A 20,568-nucleotide genomic window follows, 5' to 3' on the forward strand; every position below is an offset into this window, starting at 1 on the left:
CCGCTCGAATCGTTTCGACACCGCTCGGAATGCCCGTACCCTGGTCCGGTGACTCTCTCGCCCGCCCGGACCCGTCTCGCCCTCCTCGCCCTCGCGATGGGCGGTTTCGGCATCGGCTCCACGGAGTTCGTGGCGATGGGACTGCTGCCCCAGCTCGCCGCCGATCTGCTCCCCGGCGTCTGGGCGACCGACACGGAGCTCGCGAACTCGCAGGCCGGGATGCTGATCTCGGCGTACGCGCTCGGGGTGGTCGTCGGAGCGCCCACGATCGCTGCGGCCGCCGCCCGGTGGCCGCGCAAGCGCCTGCTGCTCGGTCTGCTCGTCGCCTTCACGCTGGGCACCATCGCCTCGGCGCTGCTGCCGACCTTCGAGCTCGTGCTGGTCGCCCGGTTCGTCGCGGCGCTCCCGCACGGCGCCTACTTCGGCATCGCCTCCCTCGTCGCCGCCGATCTGATGGGGCCGGGCAGCCGCGGCAAGGGCGTCGCCTTCGTGCTGTCCGGTCTCACGATCGCCAACGTGGTGGGGGTTCCCGCGATCACCTGGGTGGGACAGAACGCGGGCTGGCGCTCCGCCTACCTGGTGGTGGCGGCCATCTTCGCCGCCACCGTCGTCGCGGTCTCCCTCCTGGTGCCGCACCAGCCGGGGAACCCTGCAGCGACGATGCGCAACGAGCTCAAGGCCTTCGGACGCCTGCAGGTCTGGATGACGCTCGCCATCGGCGCGATCGGCTTCGGCGGTCTCTTCGCCATGTACAGCTACATCACCCCGCTCTCGACCGAGGTCACCGGTCTGCCGCTGGGCGCCGTTCCGTGGGTCCTGGTCGTCATCGGACTGGGCATGACCGTCGGCAACCTCGCGGGCGGCTGGGCGGCGGACAAGAACGTGCGGCTCGCTCTGATCGTGCTGTTCGCGGGGGTGGGCGTCTCGCTCGTCGGTCTCGCGCTCACGGCCACGACGCCGGTGGGTCTTTTGGTGTTCGCGTTCCTCGCGGCCGGGTTCTCGGCCGGTGCCTCGCCCGCGATCCAGACCCGTCTGATGGATGTCGCGCGCGACAGTCAGACGATCGCCGCCGCGCTCAACCACTCCGCGCTCAACATCGGCAACTCCGTCGGCGCCGCACTCGGCGGCGTCGCGATCGCGGCCGGACTCGGCTACCTCTCACCCATCTGGGTGGGCGTGGTCCTCACTGCCGCGGGCATCCTCCTCGCCCTCGGCAGCCTCGCGATCGACCGCGCCCGCGGCACGGCCTACCCCGCCCCGCGCGAGCCCGCCGCCCCCGGCACCGGCAGCGTCCCCATCAACGCCCTGTAGCGGACGCCGGGCGGCGTCTCGCAGCTCGCGACACTGGCGAGAGGAGGGGCGGTGCACCGCGATGTGCCGCCCTGCGCCCCGGCTGCGTGCCCCGCAGGCTCGCGAGCTGTGCCCCAGCGCGCGCAGCGGCGTTCTTCCGCCGGAGCCGCGGGAGGACGTGGGTCTCGATACGCCGCCCTCCGGCCGGCTACTCGACCAGCAGAATGCTCCCGCATCGCGGCTCGACCCCGGCGCGAGCCCTGCGACGCGAATCCGCGTGCCAGCGGATTCACGCAGGGCGCCGCAGGCCGCTCTGCGGTCCGCGCCCTCGTCGGAAAGCCGACTGCGACACGGCGGGCGGGGACCGCCGTGCGAAGGGTGCAGCCCCGCGACGTGAATCCGCGTGCCAGCGGATTCACGCAGGGCGCCGCAGGACGCTCTGCGGTACTCACCCCGTGCAGAAGCCGACTGCGGCACGGCGGGCGGGGACCGCCGTGCAGGACGACACCGTCCGAGCCCCGCGACGTGAATCCGCGTGCCAGCGGATTCACGCAGGGCGCCGCAAGCCGCTCTGCGGTACTCATCCCGTGGAGAAGCCGACTGCGGCCCGGCGGGCGGGGACCGCCGGGCAGACAAGCTCAATCCGTCTCGATCAGGATCCCGTCGTGGATGGCGCGCTTGCGCAGAGCGACCTTGGTGCCCACGTCGATGCCGACGACGCGGTACTTCTCGCGGATGCGCTTGAGGTACGACTTCGCCGTCTCCTCCGAGATGCCGAGCTCGAAGGCGACGGACTTCACGGGCTCGCCTCCTCCGTAGAGGGCCATGACGCGGCGCTCCTGCGCGCTGAGCTTGGGCGCGCCGTCGGAGTCACCGGTGGACAGTGCCATGTCGAGCTCGTGCGAGATGTAGGAGTGGCCGTCCTTCGCCGCGCGGATCGCCTCGACGATCATGTCGGCGTCCTCGGTCTTGACGAGGTAGCCGAGGGCTCCTGACGCCAGGGCCTCGCGGACGACGGCGGGCTCGGAGTAGGTGCTCATGAGCACCGTCTTCACCCCGGTGGTCTTCAACGTCGAGAGCTTCACCGAGATCGGGATGTTGTCCTTGAGGTCGAGATCGAGCAGGACCACGTCGACGGGGAACTCCGGGTGCGTGAGCAGCTCCGGCCAGGAGGCGACGGCGGCGACCAGCTGGATGTCGGAGGCGGCTCCTCTGATCCACTCGGTGAGGGCGCCCAGGAGCATCTTGTGGTCGTCGACGACGGCGAGGGTGATCTTCGGCTCGGCGGAGTGGGTCATCGGAGTCCTTCGGCTGTTCGGGGCGTCTGCGGTTCGGGGGGTCCCGGGGTCTGGGGGCTCTGGCTCATCGGCGTCTCGCGGCCGCCGGTCATCGGTCGACCGGGTTCTCGACCAGGCAGTCGATCTCGATCCGCAGCTCACTGTCGCGGGACGGAGTGCGCGAGGCGCCGACCTGAGCGATAGCCTCCCACGTCGCGGGATCCACTCCGCGCAGTGGCACACCCTCGCATCGGAGTGCGATCGGGACGAGGAGAGTGCGCGCGGGCGCGTCCGGGGCGGGCTCACGGGGGCGATCCGGCCTCGACGTGGAGGGCTGCGGGAGTGCCGACGGCGCCGTCGAGGATGAGCCAGATGGCCGAGAGCAGGCCGTCGCGCTGGGCCTGGCCGAGCAGCCCGGCCGTGCCGTCGGGATCGTCGAGATGGACGAGCGGAGCGAGGAACTCGGATTCGAGGATCGCGTGGTGCAGCCAGGTCTCGCGGCGGCCCTCGATGAGGTGCAGACGCAGCTGCGTCGCGAGGGACGCCGCGTGCGCGGCCCGGTCGGCGTCGAGGGGCAGCGGCGTGCTCGCGTCGCCGACCTCGGCGAGCAGGCGCTCCGCGGCCAGGTCGAGGCGGGCGAGTTCCTCCGAGGCGAGCATGCCGACCGCGTAGCGCGGTCCGGCGGTCGTGCTCTGCACCAGGGCCCGGTCGATCTCGAGCTGCACCATGCGCCGGAAGCCGCGCATCATCACGACGACGACCACGGCGGGCGTCAGGGTGAGCACGAGGGCGCTCACGCGGACCGAGACCGCGTCGGCGTCGCCCCACCCCATTGCGGCGAAGACCGCGAGCTCGGCGGCCGTGATGACCAGCGCGACGGCGATGATCTCGACTCCGCGCCGGTGCACGATGAGGGCGGTGTGCGCGACCGCTGCGGCCACGGCGGCGGTGGGGGCCGCTTGCGAGCCCGCTCCCAGCACGGCGGCCAGATCGAGCACGACGGCGGCCGACGCCCCGGCGAGGAACGCCGCGTAGGCCCAGGAGGGCAGGCTCTGACCGGCGAGGCGGATGGCGAGCACTGTCGCTCCGAAGGTCGCTCCGAGCAGCAGCCACGCCGCTGCTCCGAGACCCGGCATCGAGTACTCGTCGAGGCTGCCGAGGAAGACGAGGAGCTCGTACCCCATGATCGCGAGGGCGATGCCGGTGAGGCCGCTGCCGAGATAGCTCGTGCCGAGCCCCTCGTGCTGCTGCTTGGCCGAGGACGCCGCGCGCGAGGGGCGCCCCCGGCGGCGGGGAGCTCCGTTGAGCAGCGGGGCGACGGGCTCGGTCACTTCGGCACTTCCAGGACGACGGTCGTGCCGGCGCCGGGCGCGCTGAAGAGGCGCGTGCGTCCGCCCACATCCGCGAGCCGGGCCACCACCGACTCCTTGAAGCCGAGCTTGGCGGCGGGGACCGTTCCGATGTCGAAGCCGACCCCTGCATCGGTCACCATCGCCCGCACCGTGCCGTCGTCCTCGGTGATCGTGACATCGGCCGAGTTGACCCCGGAGTGCCGCCGCACGTTCTCCGAGGCACTCGGCGAGGGCCATGAGGAACGAGTCGAGCGCGGCGCCGCTGAGCACGATCTGGCCGGAGCCGTGCCAGATGACGTCCAGGCCCATGCGTCCGAAGCGGTTCTTGACACCCTCGAGGGTGTGCGCGGCGGGCGCGCTCGTGACGCTCGTCAGCTGGTACGAGCCGGAGGCGCTCGGGGTGGGCGTGCCGCCGAGCCGCAGCTGCCGCAGGAGCTGCGCGTCCTCGGCCGCCTGCTGGCGGAGGGCGTCGACGGAGACGCCGACCCCGGAGTGGGCGAGCAGGGTCAGCGTGGCGAGCACCGTGTCGTGCAGGAGCCGGGCACCCTGGCGACGCTGCGCCTCCGTCTCGCTGGCCTGCCGTTCGACGCGGTGCGCGTTGCCGATGCTGTCGATCCGCCGCACCACCCGCGGCACCGCGGTGCTGATCCAGAGGGCGAAAGCGCAGAGGCAGCCCCACGGCAGCAGGCTGAGGATCGCGACGTTCAGGGTCATCGCGGTGCTGGCGGCGAGCATCGACGGCACGAGGCTCGCGAGCAGGATCGGGAGCAGCGTCAGTGCCCGGCGGGGCGACGTGCTGACGACCACGGCGACGGTGCTCGTGATCGCATTGACGGTGCTCGCGAGCACGAACGCCGCGAAACCGGGGGAGTCCGCCACGTCGACGGCGATCCCCGCGCCCAGCAGGAGCCCGCCGACCCCGCTGGCGACCAGCCAGAGCCGGTTGCCGCTCCGGCCGAGTTGGACGTGCACCACGGCGAGTCCGAGCAGCAGCGCGACGGCGAAGGGCTGGGCCAGCGGGTCGAGGGTGCCCGGCACGAGGACCAGCACGAGCGCCGCACTGTCCGTCAGCAGACCCACTGCTCGCGCGGACTGCTGCAGGAGGCGGTCGCGCTCCCGCACGCTGCGGATCATGGGCACGGCGCGACTCCCTCGGATCGTCGGGGGAAGGGCCCCCGACTCACGATAGCCACTGACGGCGCCCGGGTCGGGAGCGGCTCACACGGCGAGCAGGCGCGAGAGGTGCCCGCCGACCACGTCGTCCTCGATCAGGAAGGCGTCGTGGCCGAAGGGGAGCTGATCACTGCCACCTCGTCTCCATCGATGTTGCCCGGCGCATGGGCGGCGATGATCCGCTGACCCTCGACGGGGAAGAGCCGATCGCTGTCGATGCCGAGGACGAGGGTCGGGCTGGTGATGCGGGAGAGCGCCTCCGCCTCGCCACCGCGGCCGCGGCCGACGTCGTGCGAGTTCATCGCCTCGACGAGCGTGATGTAGCTGTTGGCGTCGAAGCGGCGGGTGAACTTGTTGCCGTGGAAGTCGAGGTAGGACTCGACCGCGAATCGCCCTCCGCCGCCGAGCGGGCTGAGGCCCGACTGCCAGCTGCGCTCGAAGCGGTCGTTGAGCTCCGAGGGGCTGCGGTAGTTCAGCAGCGCCATCCGGCGGGCCAGGGCGAGCCCGTGGTACGGGCCCTGACCGTCGCCGGCGTCGTAGTAGGCGCCGCCGGCGAAGTTCGCGTCGCTGCGGATCGCCTCGAGCTGCACGAAGTTGAGCGCGATCTGATCGGCGGTCGCACGCGGGGGAGCGGCGAGCACGGCGAGCCGGGCCACGCGCTCCGGATGGTCGATGCCCCACTCGAGCGCCTGCATCCCGCCCATCGAGCCGCCGATGACCGTGTGCCAGCGCGTGATCCCGAGCAGGTCCGAGAAGAGGACCTGCGCCCGGACCTGGTCGCGGATGCTCGTGTACGGGAACCGCGCGCCCCACTCGTGCCCGTCGGGAGCGAGCGAGGCCGGCCCGGTCGTCCCCTGGCAGCCGCCGAGCATGTTCGGGGCGACCACGAACCAGCGATCGGTGTCGATGACCTCGCCGGGTCCGACGAGTCCCGACCACCAGCCGTCCGTCGCGTGGCCGGTCTCGCCGCGGCCGACGAGGTGCGAGTCCCCGGTCAGCGCGTGGAGCACGAGGATCGCGTTGTCGCCCGAGGGGGAGAGCTCGCCCCAGGTCTCGTAGGCCATCCGCAGGTGCGGCAGGTGCCCGCCCGATTCGAAGTCGAAGGGGCCGACGTCGACGAAGCGGCGGTTGCCGGGATGATCGCCGTCGCGCCAGGCCCCGGTGGCGGGCGGCTTGCCGATCACCGAGCGGAGCTGGCGCTCGGTGACGAACGCCGAAGGGACGGTGTCCTCGAGTGTCTGCTGCCAGTCCATAGCGGTCTCCATCGTGTCAGAGCGCCGCCCCCGCGCCGTCGTGTGTTACGCCCCTCCTTCGAAGGGCCGCCCCGCGCGCGCTCGCGACGCCCCCCGGCGTCCTGCCGGAACGGACTCGACCCCCCGCCGCGGCAGGGGGTCTCGTCCGTTCCTTCGCGACCGGTGACGTGTCGCGAGGCCGGGTCAGGCGTTCGCGCGCGACGCCTCGACCACGGCGCGGGCCGCCCGCAGGGCCTGGGCGAGGTCGGCGCGCAGGTCGTCGATGCTCTCCAGGCCCACCGAGAGGCGGACGAGTCCGGGTGTCACGCCCGCGGTCAGCTGCTGCTCGGGGGTGAGCTGCGAGTGCGTCGTCGAGGCGGGGTGGATGACGAGCGAGCGGACGTCGCCGATGTTCGCGAGGTGCGAGAACAGGGTGAGCGAATCGACGAACGCGCGACCGGCATCGACTCCGCCCTTGAGCTCGAACGACAGCACCGCTCCGACGCCCTTCGGCGCGTAGTGGTTCGCGGCCGCGTACCAGGGCGAGGTGGGCAGACCGGAGTAGTTCACCGACGCGATATCGGAGTGGTTCTCGAGGTACTCCGCGATCTCCTGCGCGTTCTGGACGTGGCGCTCGATGCGCAGCGACAGGGTCTCGATGCCCTGGATCAGCTGCCAGGCGCTCGCCGGGGCGATGGACGCACCGAGGTCGCGCAGCAGCTGCACGCGGGCCTTGATGATGTAGGCGAGGGAGTCGCCGACCGCGGCCGTGTAGACCGCGCCGTGGTACGACTCGTCCGGCGTCGTGAGGCCGGGGAACTTCTCCGCGTTCTCGGTCCACGGGAAGGTGCCGCCGTCGACGATGGCGCCGCCGATGACCGTGCCGTGCCCCCCGAGGAACTTGGTGGCCGAGTGCACGATGATGTCGGCGCCGTGCTCGAACGGGCGGATCAGGTACGGCGTCGCGATCGTGTTGTCGACGATCAGCGGCACGCCCGAGGCGTGGGCGACGTCGGCGACGGAGCGGATGTCGAGGATGTTGATCTTGGGGTTGCCGATGGTCTCGGCGAAGAAGAGCTTGGTGTTCGGGCGCACCGCGCGGCGCCACTCCTCCTGGTCGTCCTGGTTCTCGACGAACGTCGTCTCGATGCCGAGCTTGGCCAGTGTGTACTTGAACAGGTTGTAGGTGCCGCCGTAGATCGAGGACGACGAGACGATGTGGTCGCCGGCGTGCGCGATGTTGAGGACCGCCGCGGTCTCGGCCGCCTGGCCGGAGGCGAGGAGCAGGGCGCCGGAGCCGCCCTCGAGCGCGGCGAGGCGCTCCTCCACGACGGCCTGTGTCGGGTTCTGGATGCGGGTGTAGATGTTGCCGAACTCGGCGAGGGCGAAGAGGTTCTTCGCGTGCTCCGCGTTGTCGAAGACGTAGGAGGTCGTCTGGTAGATCGGCGTGGCGCGCGCCTTGGTGACCGGATCCGGCGCCGCTCCCGAGTGGATCTGCTTGGTCTCGAACTGCCACTGGGCGGGGTCGGTCATGGTGCGTCCAATCGGGTCGTGACGGCGGAGGGGCGGAGTCCGTTCTCCGCCGCGACGAGCCTAGGCGGGCGGCCGGGCGGGTGCGAGGTCCGCCGACACACGAGGTCATCCCGCGACGAAGACAGCCTCAGCGGGGTGCGGTGCGGTCGGGCGTGCTGCGATCGGGCGCGGCGCGCGGATCGCGCTTGGAGCCCGTCGGATCGGCGCGCCGCGGCCGCTCGGGCCGCTCGTCCTGCACCGGGGCGAAGAGCCAGGCGGCGCGCGGCTCGACGAGCTTGTGGAAGACGGTCCGCGTCCAGCCGAGCGAGAGCACCACCGAGACAGCGATGCAGAGCACGATCATCAGCACCAGAGCGAACGTGCTGTCCGCGGCCGACAGCACCCCCGACTCCCGCAGCGGGTAGAGGACGAAGCTGTGCAGCAGGTAGACGTACATCGTCGACTGGCCCCAGTGCGTCAGCACCGTGCGCCCGCGCGGGATGAGTGTGAAGAGGGCGAGGGAGAGGACGACCGCGGTGAGCATCAGCGCCAGGCGGACCAGGCCGGCCCACCACTCCGTCTCGCCGAGGGCGTCGTAGGGGCGGTCGTAGAAGAACCAGTAGCGAAGGTCGGCCGCCCGGAACGCGTCGATGTTCACCGTCATCACGAGCGCCGTGACGGCGAAGAGGACGAGGGCGACGGCGCGCACCGCGAGGACTCTGACCGTCGGCAGAGCGAGCCAGCGGTCGACGAGGAGCTGAGAGCCTGCCCGCCATCCGCGCAGCCGCCAGCCGAAGACGAAGAAGGGCAGGATCCCGATCGCGCGCGCCAGCGAGAAGGTCGAGTCGATGTTGTCGTAGTAGCTGACCCCGACCGCGAGGACGACGCTGATCAGCAGCGGCCAGCGCAGGAGCGCGAGGTAGGGGAGAACCAGACGGAAGATGCCCAGCGCGAGCAGGAACCAGAGCGTCCAGCTGGGCTTGGTCGGATTGAACTCGGTCTTGCCCTCGACCGCCAGCTGCACCAGCGTCCAGACCGTCTCCATGATCAGGTAGGGCAGCAGGATGTCGGTCATCACCCGGCGCATCGCCCGCGCGTTCGGCGCTCCGGCCTTCGAGAAGTAGCCGGAGATGATGGCGAACGCCGGCATGTGGAACGCGTAGACCGTGAGGTAGACGATCAGCGACACGTCGGAGTTGGCGGTGAGGCGCTGGATCCCGTGCCCGATGACCACCAGGGTCACGCAGACGAAGCGGGCGTTGTCCCAGAGCGGGACGCGGCGCTTGGGGGAGCGCCGACTCCGCCGGTCGCGGGTGCGGGGTCGGCGGGGTTCACCGGGTCAGACTAGCGTTGGGGGCGACGACGGAGTCGGTGGTGTCCGAGGCTTGACGGAAGGGGACGAGCGTGGTTCGACGCGTCGTCGTGACAGGAGCGAGTTCAGGGATCGGTGCGGCGACAGTCCGCCTGTTCCGGGAGCACGGATGGGACGTCGTGGCCGTGGCTCGTCGGCAGGAGAGGCTCGAGGCGCTCGCCGCCGAGACGGGCGCGACCTTCTTCACCGCGGATCTGACCGACTCCGCCCAGGTCGACGCCCTGCGCGACCACCTCGCCGAGACCGGCGCCGTGCACGCGCTCGTCAACAACGCCGGCGGCGCGCTCGGACTCGACACCGTGGAGGCGTCCGACCCGGCCGACTGGACCCGGATGTTCGAGATCAACGTGCTCTCGGTGAAGCTGGTCACCAGCGCGCTCCTGCCGCTGCTGCGCCGCGGTGTCGCCGACGCCGGCTCCGAGGGCTCGGCCGACATCGTCACGGTCACCTCCATCGCCGGCCACGTCGCCTATGAGGGCGGCGGCGGGTACAACGCGGCCAAGTTCGCGGCCCACGCGCTGGTCGCCGTCCTGCGCCTCGAACTCGCGGGCGAGCCGATCCGGGTCGTCGAGATCGCCCCGGGCATGGTGCACACCGAGGAGTTCTCCCTGGTGCGGTTCGGCGGTGACAAGGAGCGGGCCGACAAGGTGTACGACGGAGTCGCCGCGCCCCTGGTGGCCGAGGACGTGGCCGCAGCGATCGTCTCCTCCGTGGAGCTGCCCGCGCACGTGAACCTGGATCTGGTGACGATCAAGCCCGTCGCGCAGGCCGCGCCGCACAAGGTCGTCCGAGGTCCGCTGGCTCCGAAGCTCTGACGGGGGGCGTCCGCCCGCCCTCGGGCGATGTGACGCGGAGGCGCGCGACGCTCTAGCCTGTCCCTCATGGTTTCCGACGCCGACGACTCCGCCGCCCTCCTCGCCGCCACGGAGAAGGAGGTCCTCGGCTGGCTCGAGTTCGGCGACGCCGCGCGGCATCTCGCGGACGACGTCGTCGCCACGGGCTATCGGCCCGAGCTGGTCGTCGCCATCGCCCGCGGCGGTCTGCTGCTCGCCGGAGCCGTGGCGTACGCCCTCGGCATCAAGAGCTGCGGGGCGCTGAACGTCGAGTTCTACACCGGCGTCGAGGCGCGGCTCGCCGCCCCCGTCGTGCTCCCTCCGCTCCTGGACGAGGCCTCGGTCCGCGGCAAGCGGGTCCTGCTCGTCGACGACGTGTCCGACTCCGGCCACACGCTCGCCCTGTCGGTGAAGCTGATCGAGGCCATGGGTGCCGAGGTCCGCACCGTCACGCTCTACACGAAGCCCCGCACCGTCCTCGAGCCGGACTTCTTCTGGCGCCGCACCCCGCGCTGGATCGTCTTCCCCTGGTCGGCCCTCCCTCCGGTCGACGGCGCTCTCGCGGAGGACGGCGAATGAGCGTCCACCTCATCGGCGGCGGAGGCGGGCCGGAGCACGACTCCGACCTCTACGGCGCCTTCCTGGCGGAGGCGCGCGCCCGCGCCGTCGACGCCGGTCGGATCGAGGGCCCGCGCATCGCGATCGTCGTGGTGCACGACGGTCTGGGGCCCGAGGCCTACTCCGGATACGCGGCGACGCTCGCATCGGTCGGCCCGATCGAGCCGGTCGCCGTGCTCAAGCCCGAGGGCGGCCGGATCGATCCGTCCGTCTTCGACGAGGTCGACGGGATCTTCGTCGGCGGCGGGCTCACCCCCGCGTACCGCGACGCCCTCGAGGACTCCTTCGAGCGCCTGCGCGACCTGGTCTCCTCCGGTACTCCCTACGCCGGGTTCTCGGCCGGCGCCGCCATCGCGGCCGACCGGGCGATCGTCGGCGGATCCCGGATCGGCGGCGTCGTCGTGGCGCCCGAGGACGCCGCGGAGGAGCTCGACGAGGTGACGGTGCTCGAAGGCATCGGCCTGGTCGACGTCTCGATCGACGTGCACGCCGCGCAGTGGGGCACCCTCGGCCGCCTCGTGGCCGCAGTCGAGGCCGGCCTCGTCGACGGCGGGGTCGCGATCGACGAGTCGACCGCTCTGACGGTCGGCACAGGAGCCCTGCGCGTCTCGGGTGCCGGGTCCGTCTGGCGCGCGAGCGCCGGCGAGACCGGGGTGCTCGTGGCCACGCTCGCCGCGAGCTGACCCGTGGATCTGCAGGAGCTGGCGGGCGCCGGCCTGATCGACGCGGGCTGGGCATCGGCGCTGGCGCCGGTGGGCCCCGACATCGCCGCGATGGGCGACTTCCTGCGCGCCGAGGTGGCCGCAGGCCGGCACTACCTGCCCGCGGGGGCGGACGTGCTCCGGGCCTTCCGCGCACCGCTCGCCGACGTGCGCGTGCTCATCGTCGGCCAGGACCCGTACCCGACGCCGGGGCACCCGATCGGGCTCTCCTTCGCGGTCGAGCGGCACGTCCGCCCGGTGCCGCGGAGCCTTCAGAACATCTACCGCGAGCTGCGCGACGACCTCGGCGTCGCTCCTCCCGAGCACGGCGACCTCGGCGCCTGGACCAGCAGCGGCGTGATGCTGCTCAACCGCGTCCTGACCGTCGCTCCCGGTGCGCCCGCGTCGCACCGCGGGAAGGGCTGGGAGGCGGTCACCGAGCACGCGATCCGGACGCTCGCGGCACGGGACGCTCCCCTCGTCGCGATCCTCTGGGGGAGGGACGCGGCGAACCTCCGCCCGCTCCTCGGCGACGCGGGGATCGTCGAGAGCGCCCATCCGAGCCCCCTGTCGGCCTCGCGGGGCTTCTTCGGCTCGCGCCCCTTCAGCCGGGCGAACGCGCTGCTCGTCGAGCGCGGCGCCGAGCCGGTCGACTGGAGCCTGGCGGAGTGAGCGGCCGCGCCGCAGGGCCGGGCGGTGCGCCGATACGCTGGACGCTGTCCGCGCGAGCGGCCCGGATCGACGGAGGGGACCCCCATGCTTGAGGAAGAGTACGAGCAGCGACGCGTCCTGCCGCCGCACCTGCGGAGGACGCCTCCGCCCGAGCCCGACTTCTCGTACGAGATCCGCGAGGCGCGCGAGGAGGACCTCCCCGACATCCGCGAGATCTACAACCACTACGTGCGCAACACCGTCGTGACGTTCGACGAGGACGACTCCACGATCCAGGAGTGGCGCTCGAAGTTCACCAGGAACCAGAAGCTCGGGCTGCCCTTCATCGTCGCGGTGTCGCCGTCGGGCCAGATCCTCGGCTACGCGATGGTCTCGCCGTGGTCCTCGAAGCGCGCGTACCGCTTCACGGTCGAGAACTCGATCTACCTCCGCGCGGCCTCCACCGGCAAGGGCCTGGGCAAGGCGCTGATGACCGAGCTCCTGGAGCGGGCGAAGGCCGTGGGCATCCGGCAGATCATGGCCGTGATCGCCGACAAGGGCGCGGAGGCGTCGCTGGCGATGCACGCGCAGTACGGCTTCGTCGAGGTGGGGCGGATGGGCCGGGTCGGCTTCAAGTTCAACCGCTGGCTCAGCACGGTGCTGCTGCAGAAGACGCTGAAGTAGACGTCCTCACGGACACTGCGAAAGCGCCGTGCCCGTGAGAGCGGCCGACCCGTGTTCCCTACACTTGTCGGCATGGAATGGCTGGTCCCGCTCATCGTCGTCGTGGCCCTCGTGGTGATCCTCGGGATCTACCTCTGGGCGACCTACAACTCCCTGGTCACCCTGAATGTCCGGGTCGACGAGGCGTGGAGCGACATCACCGTTCAGCTGAAGCGGCGCGCGGATCTGATCCCGAACGTCATCGACTCGGTGAAGGGCTACGCCTCCCACGAGCGCCAGGTGTTCGAGCAGGTGACGCGCGCCCGGGCCGAGACGCTGTCCGCCCAGGGGCCGGCGGAGGCGTCCGTCGCCGAGGACCACATGCAGAAGGCGCTCAAGTCGATCTTCGCCGTCGCGGAGGCGTACCCGCAGCTGCAGGCGAGCCAGAACTTCCTCCAGCTCCAGGGCGAGCTCGTCGATTCCGAGGACAAGATCCAGTCGGCCCGCCGGTTCTACAACGGCGGCGTGCGCGAGATGAACACCAAGGTGAAGGTGTTCCCCAACACGCTCTTCTCGCGGCGGCTCGGCTTCTCGGAGCGGGACTTCTTCGAGGTGGACAACCTCGCCGCGATCTCGGAGCCGCCGCGCGTCCAGTTCTGAGCTCCCCATGCGGAGGCCGGTGACCGCCGCCTGAGCGGGGCCGTGCGGCGGCCTCAGCGCCCGGTCGGCGCGGCGAGCGGTCCGCCGCCGAGCGTCGTCAGGTACTCGTCGAACACGGGCGCGGGATCGACTCCGGTGGCGACGGCGTCGACGAGCGCTCGGCGCACCAGCGCCATCACGACCGTGGCGAGGACCGCCGCCCGGGGGGTCTCCTCGGGCTCCATCCCCATCCGCTCGGCGATCGAGGGGGTGAGGGCCGCCTCGCCGTCGTGGAGGGACTGCGCCCAGACCGCGCGCATGGCGGGGGTCTCGGTGAGCAGCGGGATCAGCCGGAGCGTGCGATCGAGCTGCGGCCCGGACGCGGCGGCGGCGAAGGCGGCGCCGAGGGCGCGGTGCAGCGGCTCGTCGGCGGGGCGCGCGAGGAGCTCGCGGCCCATCGCCGCGATGGCCGCGTAGAGCACGGGCCGCACGCAGTCCTCCTTGCCGCCGAGGTAGCGGTGGAAGGTCCGGAGCGAGATGCCGGCGGCGTGCGCGAGGTCGATCGAGCTGACGCCTTTCACCGTGCCGCGCTCGAGGAGGAGCCCCACGCACTTCTCGGAGAGGGCGAGCGCGATCGATCCGGAGCGTTCGTCCACCATGCCGCTCACGCTAGGACATCCGCGTGCCCGGTGCGGAGCGCGGCGAGCAGCGCCGTCGCGAGCGTGCCCCGCTCGACGACCTCGACGCCCTCGAGCCCCTGCCAGGCCGCGGCCTCGACGAGGAGCACGGCGAGCCGCTCGGCCGTGTCGGCGGGGGCGCCGGGCTCGAGCCACGCGGCCTGCACCCGCAGCACCCTCCTCTGCCGGTCGCTCTTGAGGTCGACCCGGGCGGCGAGGACGTCGTCGAGCAGCACCGGGAGGACGTAGTACCCGTGCACGCGCTTCTCGGCGGGCGTGTAGATCTCGATCCGGTAGTGGAAGCCGAAGAGCAGCTCGGCTCTCGGGCGATGCCAGACGAGGGGATCGAAGGGGGAGAGCAGCGCGTCGGCTCGCAGCGTGCGCGGCCGTCGGGCGGCGGTGTGGCGCCAGAGGGCCATCGGGCGACCGGATCGCTCCCACCCGCGCACCTCCACGGGGACGAGCTCTCCGGAGTCGACGAGGTCGCGGACCGCGGCGAGCGCCGGTGCCTGCCGCAGACGGTGGTAGTCGGCGAGGTCGCCGAGCGTGCCGATGCCGTGGGCGACGGCCGAGCGGCGCACGAGCTCGCGGACGGCGTCCTGCTCGGAGACCTCGGTCTCGAGGACCTCGCGCGGCAGCATCCGATCGGCGAGGGCGTAGGAGCGCTCGAACCGGGTCCGGCCGGCGCTCACCACCTCGCCCCAGCGGAAGAGCACCTCGAGGCCGCGCTTGATGTCGGACCAGCCCCACCACGGGCCCGTGCGGGTGTTCGACTCGTGCTCGATCTCGGAGGCGCGCAGGGGCCCGTCGGCCAGAGCCGCCCTCAGCCAGTCGAGCGTGGACCTGTTCTCGGCGGCCCACCCCCTCGTGCTCGGGGAGCGCGGTGCGGCGGTAGTGCTCCATCCGCCAGCGGTAGAGCGGGACGTCGGCCCGGCGGATCAGCGCGGCCTCGTGCGCCCAGTACTCGAGGTAGTGCCCTCTCGGCGTGAAGGCGACGGCGTCGAGCAGGGCCCGGTCGTACGGTCCCAGGCGCGCGAGCAGCGGCAGGTAGTGGCTCCGCTCGAAGACGTTGACCGAGTCGAGCTGCAGGGGCCGGATGCGGTCGACGGCCTGGACGATCTGCCGCGTGCCGACGCGCGGCGGCCGCGGCGCTCGAAGCCCTGCGCGGCGAGGGCGATGCGGCGCGCGAGGGCGGGGGAGAGCTGCTCGGTCATGGTCCGACCACGCTAGCGAAGGCCTCCGACATCGTCTGCGGACGCCGCCCGGCGTTCCCCACCGGTTCCCGGCGCGGGGCCGCGGGGGCCGATCATGATCGACGGCGACTCCGCACCGTCCCGCCCGGTGGCCGTGAGGGCCTCCTCCTGAGTCCTCGCAGTCGATACCGCCTCCGGAATGCACCGGGGCCTAGTCTGGGCAGATGAGACTCGGCAGGTCCCGCCGCTCCTCCGGCCCCCGCGTCGTCGACACCGCGCCGCCGCCCGTTCAGCGCGTGCCGGGGACGTCCCGTCCGGGTCCCGACTCGGCCTTCGTGAGCGACGGGATGCGCATCGCCGGGGCTTGGGCGTGGCGCGTCCTCGTGGTCGTCGCCGCCCTCGCGGTGCTGGCGCTCCTGATCATCGAGCTGCGTCTCATCGTCATCCCGCTTCTGGTCGCGATCGTCATCGCCGCGCTCCTCGTGCCGTTCTCGGGCTTCCTCCAGCGGCACCGGTGGCCCAAGTGGCTCGCGATCACGGTCGCCGAGCTCGGCATCATCGTGATCATCGGCGGGCTGCTCTTCCTGGTGGTCACGCAGGTGTACCAGGGCTTCGACGATCTCAGCCGCCAGACGGTCGAGTCCTACGACGACCTCAAGGCCTGGCTCCTCGAGTCGCCGCTGCACCTCACCGAGGGCGAGATCAACCAGTACGCGCAGCAGGCGCTCACTGCTCTGCAGCAGGACTCGGGGATGCTCGTCAGCGGGGCCCTCAGCGTCGGATCGACGATCGGCCACGTGCTCACCGGCGTGCTGCTGACCCTCTTCTCGACCCTGTTCATCCTCATCGACGGCCCGAACATCTGGCGCTGGGTCGTGCGCCTCTTCCCGCACCGCGCGCGCCCCGCCGTCGACGGCGCGGGACGCGCCGGCTGGGTCACCCTCACCAACTTCGTGAAGGTGCAGATCTTCGTCGCGTTCATCGACGCCGTCGGCATCGGCGTCGGCGCCGCACTCCTCGGGGTGCCGCTGGCCATCCCGATCGGCGTCCTCGTGTTCCTGGGCTCCTTCGTGCCCGTGATCGGCGCGGTGGCGACCGGAGCTCTCGCGGTCTTCATCGCCCTCGTCTACAACGGTCCGCTCATCGCCCTGATCCTGCTGATCGTCGTCCTCGGCGTGCAGCAGCTGGAGGGGCACATCCTCCAGCCGCTCGTGATGGGATCGGCGATCAAGATCCACCCCCTGGCGGTCGTCCTCGCGGTCGCCGGCGGCTCCATCGTCGCGGGCATCGCCGGTGCCTTCTTCGCGGTCCCCTTCGTCGCGACCCTCAACGTCATGGTCAACTACGTCGCGAGCGGTGCCTGGCGCTCGCCCACCCGAACCCCCGAGAAAGTTGCCGCAGAGCATGCAGACTAGCCGCGTCGTCGGACCGTCCCTCCTCGAGTTCGAGGAGGCCCGCAGCGTGATCGCCCCCGTGATCGCGAACACCCCCATGGAGACGAGCACCTTCCTCGCCCAGGTGCTGGGCTCGCCCGTCTTCCTCAAGTGCGAGAACCTGCAGCGCACGGGCTCCTATAAGATCCGCGGAGCGGTGTTCCGGATGTCGCGCCTCTCGCCCGAGGAGCGCGCACGCGGCGTCGTGGCGGCCTCGGCCGGCAATCACGCGCAGGGCGTGGCCTACGCCGCCCGCGAGCTCGGCATCGACGCCACCATCTTCATGCCCATCGGAGTCGCCCTGCCCAAGCTGGCCGCGACCCGCGACTACGGCGCGGACGTCGTGCTGAGCGGCCACATCTTCAACGAGGCCCTCGCGGCCGCGATCGAGTTCGCCGAGCGCACCGGAGCGGTCTTCATCCCGCCGTTCGACCACCCCGACGTCGTCACGGGGCAGGGGACCATCGGCCTCGAGATCCTCGAGCAGGCTCCGGGCGTCGAGACGATCGTCGTGCCGATCGGAGGCGGCGGTCTGATCGCGGGCGTCGCCTCGGCCGCCAAGCAGAAGGCGGCCCGCGAGGGGCGCACCCTGCGCGTCATCGGGGTGCAGGCGGCGAACGCGGCCCCGTACCCGCTGTCTCTCGCGAGCGGCGAGCCGACGCTCATCACGATCACTCCGACGATCGCGGACGGCATCGCGGTGGCGATGCCCGGGACGCTCAACTTCGAGATCATCCGCGACGTCGTCGACGAGGTCGTCACGGTCGAGGACGACGACATCGCCCGCGCCCTTCTGGTCCTGCTCGAGCGCGCGAAGCTCGTCGTCGAGCCCGCCGGCGCGGTCGGCATCGCCGCGATCCTCACCGGGAAGATCCGCGATGCTGGACCGACCGCCGTGATCCTCTCGGGCGGCAACATCGACCCGCTCATGATGGAGCGCGTGATCAGCCGCGGACTCGCCGCGTCGGAGCGCTACCTCAAGATGAGCATCGGGCTGCCGGACCGCCCGGGCCAGCTCGCCCGCATCTCGGAGCTGATCTCGGAGGCGAACGCGAACGTCGTCGAGGTGCTGCACACCCGGCACGGGCGGGGCCTGCAGATCAGCGAGGTCGAGCTCGAGATCAGCGTCGAGACCCGCGGACCCGAGCACGCCGAGCGCGTCCTCCAGGTCCTCCGCGACGCCGGCTACGAGCCCAGGGTGTCTCAGAACTGACCTGCGCCGACGGAAGACGCCACCCGCCGGCCCCTCCGGGGCCTCACAGGTGGCGTCTCGGTCGGCGGATCGTTACCCGGTCGTCCGTCCGCGAGGCGGAGGAGGGAGTCGTACCGTCAGGTGCGGCGATCGACGACAACACCGCGTCCGCGAGGCGGAGGAGGGAGTCGTACCGTCAGGTGCGGCGATCGACGACAACACCGCGTCCGCGAGGCGGAGGAGGGAGTCGTACCGTCAGGTACGGCGACGGACGACAACACCGCGGACGGGCGACCGGAGGACGATCAGTGGCCGTTCCAGGTCTCGACGTTCACGATCCGGACCGTGATGGTCCGGCCGTTGGGAGCCTCGAAGCTGGTCGAGTCGTCGAGCTTCAGGCCCATGATCGCCGAGCCGAGCGGGCTCTGGGGGCTGTAGACGTCGAGGTCGCTCTCGCCCGCCATCTCGCGGTTGCCGAGCAGGAAGCGCGACTCGTCGCCCGCGATCTCGGCGGTGATGATCGTGCCGGCCTCGACCACTCCGTGGCTCTCGGGGGGCGTGCCGATCTCGGCCTCGCGCAGCAGCGAGGTCAGCTGCCTGATGCGCGCCTCGATCTTGCCCTGCTCGTCCTTGGCGGCGTGGTAGCCGCCGTTCTCCTTGAGATCGCCCTCCTCGCGAGCGACCTCGATCCGCTTCGCGATCTCCTCGCGTCCGGCGGTGGACAGCTCGTTCAGCTCCGCCTGGAGGCGGTCGTACGACTCCTGGGTCATCCAGGTGACCTGAGGCTGGTCGGCCATGGTGGGCTCCTCACGTGACTGCCGCGTGCAGCGCGTCCGAGCGGCGGGCCGAGGAGCTCGCACCCCGTCGTCCGTTCCGCCCGGCGCCCGGCGGCGGCGGGAAAAAGACAAGGCCCCGACGAGTCCGTCAGGGCACCCGGCAACCCTACGGGAGCCAGCAGGACGAGATCAAACCTGTGTTCGCGAGCTCGGTGGTGCGCACGGTCTCGGTGAAGGAGCGGAAGCGGTCGTCCGAGGCGGGGTATTCGACGACGAGCCAGCCCACTACGGCGGACTGCTCGTTGAGCGCCTGGACGGCGCACGCGACCTCCGTGCCGACCGGCGCGGTGAGGTCGAAGGAGACGGTCACGGTGCGGTCGTCGACGACCTGGTGCGCCGTGTCCTGGACGTCGACGCCGTCGCGTCCGCTGTCCAGACCCGCCCAGACCACCCAGGCGGCGAAGACGGCGACGAAGGCCAGAGCGACGGCGCCGAACAGCCAGCGGTTTCCGCGGCGGGTGCGGGGCGTGCGTCCGTAACGCGAGGCGAGGGGACCGGCCTCGGGGAACCCGTCCGGCTCGGGAGCGGTGCCCTCGGCGCCCTCCGCGATCTCGTCGCTCCGCTCGGAGCTGTCGGACGTGCGGGCGACCACGGAACTCCCTGGATGTTGCGTCTACTCTTGACGGACGACGCGCGCTCGAAGAGCCGCCGCGTCGACCCCATTAAACCCCGAGGAATCGAGCGATCGTGTCCCAGGCCGCCGAGGTCTCCGTCGATTCGGAGGTGCGGGAGGTCCCGCGCCTCCTCGCCGTGCACGCCCACCCCGACGACGAGTCGAGCAAGGGCGCCGCGACCCTCGCGGCCTACGCCGACCGGGGCGCCGAGGTGATGGTCGTCTCCTGCACCGGGGGCGAGGCCGGCTCCGTGCTCAACGAGGCGCTCGCCGCCCGCGCGCACGCCGAGCGGGACATGGGCGGCCTGCGCCGCCTCGAGATGGCCGAGGCTCAGCGGATCCTCGGCGTCCAGCACACCTGGCTCGGCTTCGTCGACTCCGGCATGGAGGAGGACGGCTCCGTGCCGCCGTCGAGCTTCGCGGCGCTCCCGCTCGAGACGGCGTCCGCTCCGCTCGTGCGACTCGTCCGCCGCTTCAAGCCGCACGTGATCATCAGCTACGACGAGAACGGCGGCTACCCGCACCCGGACCACATCCGGGCGCACCAGGTCGCGATGGAGGCGTTCCGCGCCGCCGGGGAGCCCGACGAGTACCCGGGGCTCGGCGAGCCGTGGTCGGTCGCGAAGCTCTACTACGACCGCGTCTTCAGCGGTCAGAAGCTGCGGGCGATCGCCGAGCACCTGCGCTCCCTCGACCCCGAGGACCCGCGCCTGGCGACCTTCGAGGAGATGAAGCGCTGGACGGACGACGCGCCCTACCTCGCGACGACCCAGGTGTTGATCTCGGGGTTCCACGACCGGAGGGACGCCGCGCTGCGCGCGCACGCCAGCCAGGTCGCTCCCGACAACGCGTTCTTCTTCCTCCCGCACGAGGCGATCGACGCCGCGTGGCCCACCGACGACTTCCAGCTCGTGCAGTCGCGCGTGGAGGCGCCGACCCCCGAGACCGATCTCTTCGCCGGAGTCGACGTCGCCTACCCCGTCGATGAGCAGAAGGAGGGACCCGCATGATCCCCGCCGCCGTCTCCACCGTCGTCGACGCGGCCGGTCTCGCGCTGGCCCGCGTCGCCGCCGCGACCCCGTCCCCGGCTCCGGACTTCAACGAGGACACGGTGACGCCCGGTCTCTTCGGCTTCATCACGATGCTCGTGATCGCCGTGGCCGCGGTGCTCCTCGCCCTGGACATGGTGCGCCGCGTGCGCCGGACGACCTACCGCGAGCAGGTGGCGGAGCGGCTCGACGCCGAGGAGCGCGAGCGCGACGCCGCAGCGGCCCGGGAGCGACCCGAGGGCTCTTCCTCCGACCGCTGACG

The 20,568-nt window shown here is 71.7% G+C and carries 18 protein-coding genes and 2 pseudogenes; 11 read left to right on the forward strand and 9 right to left on the reverse strand.

Annotation, left to right across the window (positions count from 1 at the left end; translation table 11 throughout):
• Positions 1-48 precede the first annotated feature (48 nt).
• Positions 49-1,311 carry an MFS transporter gene (locus AC0CID_RS01035; RefSeq protein WP_465225482.1) on the forward strand — a complete coding sequence of 421 codons (1,263 nt, stop codon included), beginning with the start codon at positions 49-51 and terminating at the stop codon, positions 1,309-1,311.
• Between the two features lie 617 nt (positions 1,312-1,928).
• On the opposite strand, the gene AC0CID_RS01040 is transcribed toward AC0CID_RS01035, so the two are convergent.
• From AC0CID_RS01040 to AC0CID_RS01060, 5 genes and pseudogenes are all read right to left on the reverse strand, one after another.
• Positions 1,929-2,588, reverse strand: a complete 660-nt coding sequence (locus AC0CID_RS01040) for a response regulator (RefSeq protein ID WP_207404896.1) — start codon at positions 2,586-2,588, stop codon at positions 1,929-1,931.
• A gap of 281 nt (positions 2,589-2,869) precedes the next feature.
• The gene (locus tag AC0CID_RS01045; RefSeq protein WP_465225483.1) at positions 2,870-5,059 is read right to left on the reverse strand and encodes a hypothetical protein; all 2,190 of its coding nucleotides are present in this window, start codon (positions 5,057-5,059) and stop codon (positions 2,870-2,872) included.
• A 78-nt stretch (positions 5,060-5,137) separates the two neighbouring features.
• Positions 5,138-6,345, reverse strand: a pseudogene (metX, locus tag AC0CID_RS01050) (homoserine O-acetyltransferase MetX).
• Positions 6,346-6,528: 183 nt separating this feature from the next.
• Positions 6,529-7,857 (reverse strand): bifunctional o-acetylhomoserine/o-acetylserine sulfhydrylase, encoded by a 1,329-nt coding sequence (locus AC0CID_RS01055; RefSeq protein WP_465225484.1) that lies wholly within the window; start codon positions 7,855-7,857, stop codon positions 6,529-6,531.
• A gap of 127 nt (positions 7,858-7,984) precedes the next feature.
• A complete protein-coding gene (locus tag AC0CID_RS01060; protein ID WP_465225485.1) occupies positions 7,985-9,079 on the reverse strand; it encodes an acyltransferase family protein in 1,095 nt (364 codons plus the stop codon).
• Between the two features lie 161 nt (positions 9,080-9,240).
• Here AC0CID_RS01060 and AC0CID_RS01065 point away from each other — a divergent pair, with 161 nt between their 5' ends.
• The 6 genes from AC0CID_RS01065 to AC0CID_RS01090 all read left to right on the forward strand — a co-directional run bounded on the left by AC0CID_RS01065 (position 9,241) and on the right by AC0CID_RS01090 (position 13,334).
• Positions 9,241-10,023 carry an SDR family NAD(P)-dependent oxidoreductase gene (locus tag AC0CID_RS01065; protein WP_465225486.1) on the forward strand — a complete coding sequence of 261 codons (783 nt, stop codon included), beginning with the start codon at positions 9,241-9,243 and terminating at the stop codon, positions 10,021-10,023.
• A 66-nt stretch (positions 10,024-10,089) separates the two neighbouring features.
• Positions 10,090-10,620, forward strand: a complete 531-nt coding sequence (locus AC0CID_RS01070; protein WP_207404886.1) for a phosphoribosyltransferase — start codon at positions 10,090-10,092, stop codon at positions 10,618-10,620.
• On the forward strand, positions 10,617-11,342 hold the full coding sequence (locus tag AC0CID_RS01075; protein WP_465225487.1) for a Type 1 glutamine amidotransferase-like domain-containing protein: 726 nt from the start codon (positions 10,617-10,619) through the stop codon (positions 11,340-11,342). The genes AC0CID_RS01070 and AC0CID_RS01075 overlap by 4 nt, the downstream gene beginning before the upstream one ends.
• Positions 11,343-11,345: 3 nt before the next feature.
• Positions 11,346-12,032, forward strand: a complete 687-nt coding sequence (locus AC0CID_RS01080) for a uracil-DNA glycosylase (protein WP_465225488.1) — start codon at positions 11,346-11,348, stop codon at positions 12,030-12,032.
• Positions 12,033-12,116: 84 nt separating this feature from the next.
• Positions 12,117-12,695 (forward strand): N-acetyltransferase family protein, encoded by a 579-nt coding sequence (locus AC0CID_RS01085; RefSeq protein ID WP_465225489.1) that lies wholly within the window; start codon positions 12,117-12,119, stop codon positions 12,693-12,695.
• Between the two features lie 72 nt (positions 12,696-12,767).
• Positions 12,768-13,334 (forward strand): LemA family protein, encoded by a 567-nt coding sequence (locus AC0CID_RS01090; protein ID WP_465225490.1) that lies wholly within the window; start codon positions 12,768-12,770, stop codon positions 13,332-13,334.
• Between the two features lie 53 nt (positions 13,335-13,387).
• Here the strand turns inward: AC0CID_RS01090 and AC0CID_RS01095 are convergent, their stop codons facing one another.
• Together AC0CID_RS01095 and AC0CID_RS01100 are read right to left on the reverse strand one after the other, a co-directional pair.
• On the reverse strand, positions 13,388-13,972 hold the full coding sequence (locus tag AC0CID_RS01095; RefSeq protein WP_465225491.1) for a TetR/AcrR family transcriptional regulator: 585 nt from the start codon (positions 13,970-13,972) through the stop codon (positions 13,388-13,390).
• Between the two features lie 5 nt (positions 13,973-13,977).
• Positions 13,978-14,847, reverse strand: a pseudogene (locus AC0CID_RS01100) (winged helix-turn-helix domain-containing protein); the annotation flags it as partial.
• A gap of 560 nt (positions 14,848-15,407) precedes the next feature.
• Here AC0CID_RS01100 and AC0CID_RS01105 point away from each other — a divergent pair.
• Together AC0CID_RS01105 and ilvA are read left to right on the forward strand one after the other, a co-directional pair.
• On the forward strand, positions 15,408-16,598 hold the full coding sequence (locus AC0CID_RS01105; protein ID WP_465225492.1) for an AI-2E family transporter: 1,191 nt from the start codon (positions 15,408-15,410) through the stop codon (positions 16,596-16,598).
• The gene (gene ilvA / locus AC0CID_RS01110; protein ID WP_207404861.1) at positions 16,588-17,829 is read left to right on the forward strand and encodes a threonine ammonia-lyase; all 1,242 of its coding nucleotides are present in this window, start codon (positions 16,588-16,590) and stop codon (positions 17,827-17,829) included. Before AC0CID_RS01105 ends, ilvA begins: the two co-directional genes overlap by 11 nt.
• Before the next feature lie 284 nt (positions 17,830-18,113).
• On the opposite strand, the gene greA is transcribed toward ilvA, so the two are convergent.
• Both greA and AC0CID_RS01120 read right to left on the reverse strand, forming a co-directional pair.
• Positions 18,114-18,605 (reverse strand): transcription elongation factor GreA, encoded by a 492-nt coding sequence (greA, locus tag AC0CID_RS01115; protein ID WP_207404859.1) that lies wholly within the window; start codon positions 18,603-18,605, stop codon positions 18,114-18,116.
• A gap of 145 nt (positions 18,606-18,750) precedes the next feature.
• Entirely contained in the window at positions 18,751-19,236 is a 486-nt protein-coding gene (locus AC0CID_RS01120; protein WP_465225493.1) for a DUF4307 domain-containing protein, read from the reverse strand.
• Between the two features lie 95 nt (positions 19,237-19,331).
• On the opposite strand from AC0CID_RS01120, the gene mca reads away from it, so the two are divergent.
• Together mca and AC0CID_RS01130 are read left to right on the forward strand one after the other, a co-directional pair.
• A complete protein-coding gene (gene mca, locus AC0CID_RS01125) occupies positions 19,332-20,267 on the forward strand; it encodes a mycothiol conjugate amidase Mca (protein WP_465225494.1) in 936 nt (311 codons plus the stop codon).
• On the forward strand, positions 20,264-20,566 hold the full coding sequence (locus tag AC0CID_RS01130; protein WP_465225495.1) for a hypothetical protein: 303 nt from the start codon (positions 20,264-20,266) through the stop codon (positions 20,564-20,566). The genes mca and AC0CID_RS01130 overlap by 4 nt, the downstream gene beginning before the upstream one ends.
• Positions 20,567-20,568: the final 2 nt, after the last annotated feature.

This window comes from Rathayibacter sp. AC451 (genome assembly GCF_979253095.1).

Bases quoted from the DNA above. Each gene is read 5' to 3' on its own strand.
- AC0CID_RS01075 (WP_465225487.1), top strand. From the start codon at position 10,617: ATGAGCGTCCACCTCATCGGCGGCGGAGGCGGGCCGGAGCACGACTCC.
- AC0CID_RS01085 (WP_465225489.1), top strand. From the start codon at position 12,117: ATGCTTGAGGAAGAGTACGAGCAGCGACGCGTCCTGCCGCCGCACCTG.
- AC0CID_RS01130 (WP_465225495.1), top strand. From the start codon at position 20,264: ATGATCCCCGCCGCCGTCTCCACCGTCGTCGACGCGGCCGGTCTCGCG.
- AC0CID_RS01090 (WP_465225490.1), top strand. From the start codon at position 12,768: ATGGAATGGCTGGTCCCGCTCATCGTCGTCGTGGCCCTCGTGGTGATC.
- greA (WP_207404859.1), bottom strand. From the start codon at position 18,605: ATGGCCGACCAGCCTCAGGTCACCTGGATGACCCAGGAGTCGTACGAC.
- AC0CID_RS01070 (WP_207404886.1), top strand. From the start codon at position 10,090: ATGGTTTCCGACGCCGACGACTCCGCCGCCCTCCTCGCCGCCACGGAG.
- AC0CID_RS01105 (WP_465225492.1), top strand. From the start codon at position 15,408: ATGAGACTCGGCAGGTCCCGCCGCTCCTCCGGCCCCCGCGTCGTCGAC.
- AC0CID_RS01040 (WP_207404896.1), bottom strand. From the start codon at position 2,588: ATGACCCACTCCGCCGAGCCGAAGATCACCCTCGCCGTCGTCGACGAC.
- AC0CID_RS01055 (WP_465225484.1), bottom strand. From the start codon at position 7,857: ATGACCGACCCCGCCCAGTGGCAGTTCGAGACCAAGCAGATCCACTCG.
- AC0CID_RS01095 (WP_465225491.1), bottom strand. From the start codon at position 13,972: ATGGTGGACGAACGCTCCGGATCGATCGCGCTCGCCCTCTCCGAGAAG.
- ilvA (WP_207404861.1), top strand. From the start codon at position 16,588: ATGCAGACTAGCCGCGTCGTCGGACCGTCCCTCCTCGAGTTCGAGGAG.